We start from the raw sequence: 4,446 nt of genomic DNA, 5'->3' as shown, positions 1-4,446 counted from the left end.
GGCCAGCGGCGCGGCCGTCCCCGGCGCGCCGACGACGACGGCGGCCGGCTCACCCAGCGCGCGGGCTGCGGTGATCAGCTCGGAGGTGACTTTCTTCAGGGCGCCTTCGGCGTGCTCGACGAGCACCAAAACTTCAGCCATGGGTTATTCGCTCTTCTCGTGTTCGGGAGACGTGGGCTCGTTAGACGATCTTCTGGGCGACCAGGTACTGGGCGATCTGGTTACCGCCCTCACCCTCGTCGGTGACCTTCTCACCCGCGGTCTTGGGCGGCTTGGGTGTCGACGACAGCACGGTCGACCCGGCGCTGGCGAGCCCGACCTCGTCGGCCTCGACCCCGATCTCGCCCAGGGTCAGCACCGTGACCTCTTTCTTCTTGGCGGCCATGATGCCCTTGAACGACGGGAACCGCGGCTCGTTGATCTTCTCGGTCACGCTCACCACCGCGGGCAGGGTGGCCTCCAGGCTGAACACGCCGTCGTCGGTCTCGCGCTCCCCGGTGATCTTGCCGCCCTCGACCGACAGCTTGCGCAGGTGCGTCAGCTGCGGCAGGCCCAGGTACTCGGCGATGATGGCCGGAACCGCGCCGCCGGAGCCGTCGGTGGATTCGTTGCCGGCGATGACCAGCTCGGTGCCCTCGATGGTGCCCAGCGCCCGCGCCAGTGCCCAGGCGGTCTGGACCACGCAGGAGCCGTGCATGCCGTCGTCCTTGAGGTGGACGGCCTTGTCGGCGCCCATGGACAGGGCCTTGCGGATCGCCTCGGTGGCGCGCTCGGGGCCGGCGGTCAGCACGGTCACCGAGCCCTCGGTGCCGTCGGCGGCTTCCTTCTCGCGAATCTGCAGCGCCTCTTCCACGGCGCGCTCGTTGATCTCGTCCAGCACCGCGTCGGCGGCCTCGCGGTCCAGCGTGTAATCGCCGTCGGTGAGCTTGCGCTCCGACCAGGTGTCTGGGACCTGCTTGATCAGGACCACGATGTTCGTCATGAGTCTGGTTCGTCCTCCTCGAAGGGGGTCCCACAGCGGTCGACTGCAAGACCTCGGTCACGCACTTTTCACTGCACAGCGTGTTACTGGCGGGTAACTTTGTGCGGTCTGCTCTCACACCATAGCGGGTCACGCAGGCACAACTGCCCGGCTCCTCCCCCCTCCGCTATCGCGGACGGCATCGTCGCCAGGCGGCCGGTTCGTTCGCCCTGTGTGCCCCATCCGGCAGGGGTGCCCACTTCCCGGTTCGCGAATCGGACACTTCGCGTTAGCCTGCCTATGCAATGAGCGCGAACCTGTCCGACGTTCCCCCCGACGGCCCCGGCGACCCCTCGCCGGGGGTTGACGCGGTGCTGACGCTGACGGGCGAGCGCACCATCCCTGACCTGGACATCGAGAACTACTGGTTCCGCCGCCATCAGGTCGTCTACCAGCGCCTTGCGCCGCGCTGCGCGGGCCTCGAGGTGCTCGAGGCCGGCTGCGGCGAGGGGTACGGCGCCGACCTGATCGCCGCCGTCGCGCGCCGGGTCGTCGCGGTGGACTACGACGCGGCCGCGGTGGCCCACGTCCGGGCCCGCTACCCGCGCGTGGAGGTCATGCAGGCCAACCTCGCGGAGCTGCCGCTGCCCGACGCGTCGGTGGATATTGTGGCGAACTTCCAAGTCATCGAGCACCTGTGGGACCAGCCACAGTTCGTCGCCGAGTGCGCCCGGGTGCTGCGCCCGTCGGGGTTGCTGATGGTGTCCACCCCCAACCGGATCACCTTCTCCCCGGGCCGCGACACCCCGATCAACCCCTTCCACACCCGCGAGCTCAACGCCGGCGAGCTGCCCGAGCTGCTCCTCGGCGCCGGCTTCTCCGACGTCTCGGTCAGCGGCCTGCACCACGGCGCGCGGCTGCGCGAGATGGACGCCCGCCACGGCGGATCCGTCATCGACGCCCAGATCGCGCTGGCGGTGGCCGGGCGGCCGTGGCCTCCCGCGCTTCAGGCGGACGTCGCCGCCGTCACTTGCGACGACTTCGACATCCTCGACACCGACATCGATGCCAGCCTGGACCTCATCGCGATCGCGGTGCGCCCGTGAGCCTCCCCGGGGCACGCGTGCCCGGCATGTTCACCCTGGTGCTGCACACCCACCTGCCGTGGCTGGCCCACCACGGCCGCTGGCCGGTCGGCGAGGAATGGCTGTATCAGTCCTGGGCGGCGTCGTACCTGCCGCTGCTGCGGGTGCTGCATACGCTGGCCGACGAGGATCGGCACCGGCTGATCACGCTCGGCGTCACCCCGGTGGTCAACGCCCAGCTCGACGACCCGTACTGCCTCGACGGCATGCATCACTGGCTGGCCAACTGGCGGCTGCGGGCTTATGAGGCGGCCACCGTGCGCTCCACCCCCGCCTCGAAGTCGGCCGGCTACCAGTCGTGCACACCGGAAGCGTTGCGGGTCTTCGGGATTCGTGAATGCGCGGAGGCGGACCGGGCGCTGGACGACTTCGCCACGCTGTGGCGGCACGGCGGCAGCCCGCTGCTGCGGGGCCTGGTCGACGCGGGCACGGTCGAGTTGCTGGGCGGCCCGCTGGCCCACCCGTTCCAGCCGCTGCTGAATCCGCGGCTGCGCGAGTTCGCGCTGCGCGAGGGCCTCGCCGACGCGCAGCAGCGGTTGGCGCACCAACCGACCGGCATCTGGGCGCCGGAGTGCGCCTACGCCCCGGGGATGGAACACGACTACGCCGCCGCGGGGGTCACGCACTTCATGGTCGACGGCCCGTCGCTGCACGGCGACACCGCCCTGGGGCGGCCCGTCGGCGACACCGACGTGGTCGCGTTCGGGCGCGACCTGCAGGTCAGCTATCGGGTGTGGTCGCCGAAATCCGGTTACCCCGGCCACTCCGCGTACCGCGACTTCCACACCTACGACCACCTGACCGGCCTCAAGCCCGCCCGCGTGACCGGGCGCAACGTGTCCTCCGACGGCAAGGCGCCCTACGATCCCGAGCGCGCCGACCACGCCGTCGACGCCCACGTCGCCGACTTCGTCGACGTGGTCCGCGCCCGGCTGNCCGGTTGGCCGCCGAGCACGGCCTGGCGCCGCAGACCATCGCGGTCACCGGCTCGTCGGGGCTGGTCGGTTCGGCGTTGACCGCCTTCCTGAGCACCGGCGGCCACCGCGTCATCCGGCTGGTCCGGGGGGCGCCGACGGCCGACGACGAACGACGGTGGGATCCCGACGACCCCGACCCGCGGCTGCTCGCCGGGGTGGACGCGGTGATCCATCTGGCCGGCGCCTCGATCGCCGGCCGCTTCAGCGAGTCGCATCGAAAAGCCATCCGCGACAGCAGGATCGGGCCGACGCGCCGGCTCGCCGAACTCGTGGGCCGCACCGGATGCGCCGTGTTCATCTCCGCCTCGGCGGTCGGGTACTACGGATACCACCGCGGCGACGAGACCCTCACCGAGGACAGCGATCNACGCAGCCGGCGTGGCCCCGCGGAGGCGGCGGGCGGGCGCAGGGAGACCCGAGGGGGGTCGGGGGGGTCCCCGCCGGTGGTGATCGGCGGGCTGGGCCGCCACGTGCATCACCTCTCGACCGCGCTGGCCGCGGCCGGCCACGACGTCGTCGTCCTGTCGCGCCGGCCCACGGGCACCGATCCCAGCACGCACCCGTCGTCGGATGAGGCCAGCGAGGGCGTCCGGGTGATCGCCGCCGCGCAGGATCCGCACGAATTCACCTTCGGCGAGGACATGATGGCCTGGACCCTGGCGATGGGGCACTCGATGGTCCGCGCCGGGCTCGGCCTGAAGAAACCGGGCACCGACCGAGCGTGGCGCCCCGACGTGGTGCACGCCCACGACTGGCTGGTGGCCCACCCCGCCATTGCGCTTGCCCAATTCTACGACGTGCCAATGGTTTCCACGGTCCACGCGACCGAGGCCGGGCGGCATTCCGGTTGGGTGTCCGGGCCGATCAGCCGTCAGGTACACGCGGTCGAGTCGTGGCTGGTGCGCGAATCCGACTCGCTGATCACGTGTTCGGCCTCGATGGCCGACGAGATCACCGAGCTGTTCGGACCGGGGCTCGCCGAGATCACCGTGATCCGCAACGGCATTGACGCGGCGCGCTGGCCGTTCGCGGCCCGGCGGCCGCGCCCGGGCCCGCCCGAGCTGCTCTACCTGGGGCGACTCGAATACGAGAAGGGTGTGCACGACGCCATCGCCGCGCTGCCGCGGGTGCGGCGCGCCCACCCGGGCACCACGCTGACCATCGCCGGGGAGGGCACGCAGCTGGACTGGCTCGTCGAGCAGGCGCGTAAACAGCGGGTGCTCAAGGCGATTCGATTCGTCGGGCACCTCGACCACACCGAGTTGCTGGCGGTCCTGCACCGCGCCGACGCCGCGGTGCTGCCCAGCCACTACGAGCCGTTCGGCATCGTCGCGCTGGAGGCCGCCGCGGCCGGCACCCCCCT

At 71.3% G+C, this 4,446-nt stretch carries 3 protein-coding genes and 3 pseudogenes; 4 read left to right on the top strand and 2 right to left on the bottom strand.

Annotated elements, in window-relative coordinates; genetic code table 11:
- Together BN4348_RS34215 and BN4348_RS34210 are read right to left on the bottom strand one after the other, a co-directional pair.
- Positions 1-141: pseudogene (locus BN4348_RS34215) on the bottom strand (electron transfer flavoprotein subunit alpha/FixB family protein); the annotation flags it as partial.
- 40 nt (positions 142-181) lie between these two features.
- Positions 182-982, bottom strand: a complete 801-nt coding sequence (locus BN4348_RS34210; protein ID WP_066909244.1) for an electron transfer flavoprotein subunit beta/FixA family protein — start codon at positions 980-982, stop codon at positions 182-184.
- A gap of 284 nt (positions 983-1,266) precedes the next feature.
- Here BN4348_RS34210 and BN4348_RS34205 point away from each other — a divergent pair, with 284 nt between their 5' ends.
- From BN4348_RS34205 to BN4348_RS34195, 4 genes and pseudogenes are all read left to right on the top strand, one after another.
- Positions 1,267-2,067 carry a class I SAM-dependent methyltransferase gene (locus BN4348_RS34205; RefSeq protein WP_066909241.1) on the top strand — a complete coding sequence of 267 codons (801 nt, stop codon included), beginning with the start codon at positions 1,267-1,269 and terminating at the stop codon, positions 2,065-2,067.
- A gap of 26 nt (positions 2,068-2,093) precedes the next feature.
- Positions 2,094-3,041, top strand: a pseudogene (locus BN4348_RS34200) (1,4-alpha-glucan branching protein); the annotation flags it as partial.
- 5 nt (positions 3,042-3,046) lie between these two features.
- Positions 3,047-3,379: pseudogene (locus tag BN4348_RS61090) on the top strand (NAD-dependent epimerase/dehydratase family protein); the annotation flags it as partial.
- Between the two features lie 147 nt (positions 3,380-3,526).
- Positions 3,527-4,446, top strand: a 920-nt coding sequence (locus BN4348_RS34195) for a glycosyltransferase family 4 protein (RefSeq protein ID WP_066909247.1), incomplete at its 3' end; no start/stop codon positions are given.

It is taken from the genome of Mycobacterium interjectum, assembly GCF_900078675.2.
Classification (GTDB): domain Bacteria; phylum Actinomycetota; class Actinomycetes; order Mycobacteriales; family Mycobacteriaceae; genus Mycobacterium; species Mycobacterium interjectum.
This window is presented reverse-complemented; position numbering and strand designations above follow the sequence as displayed.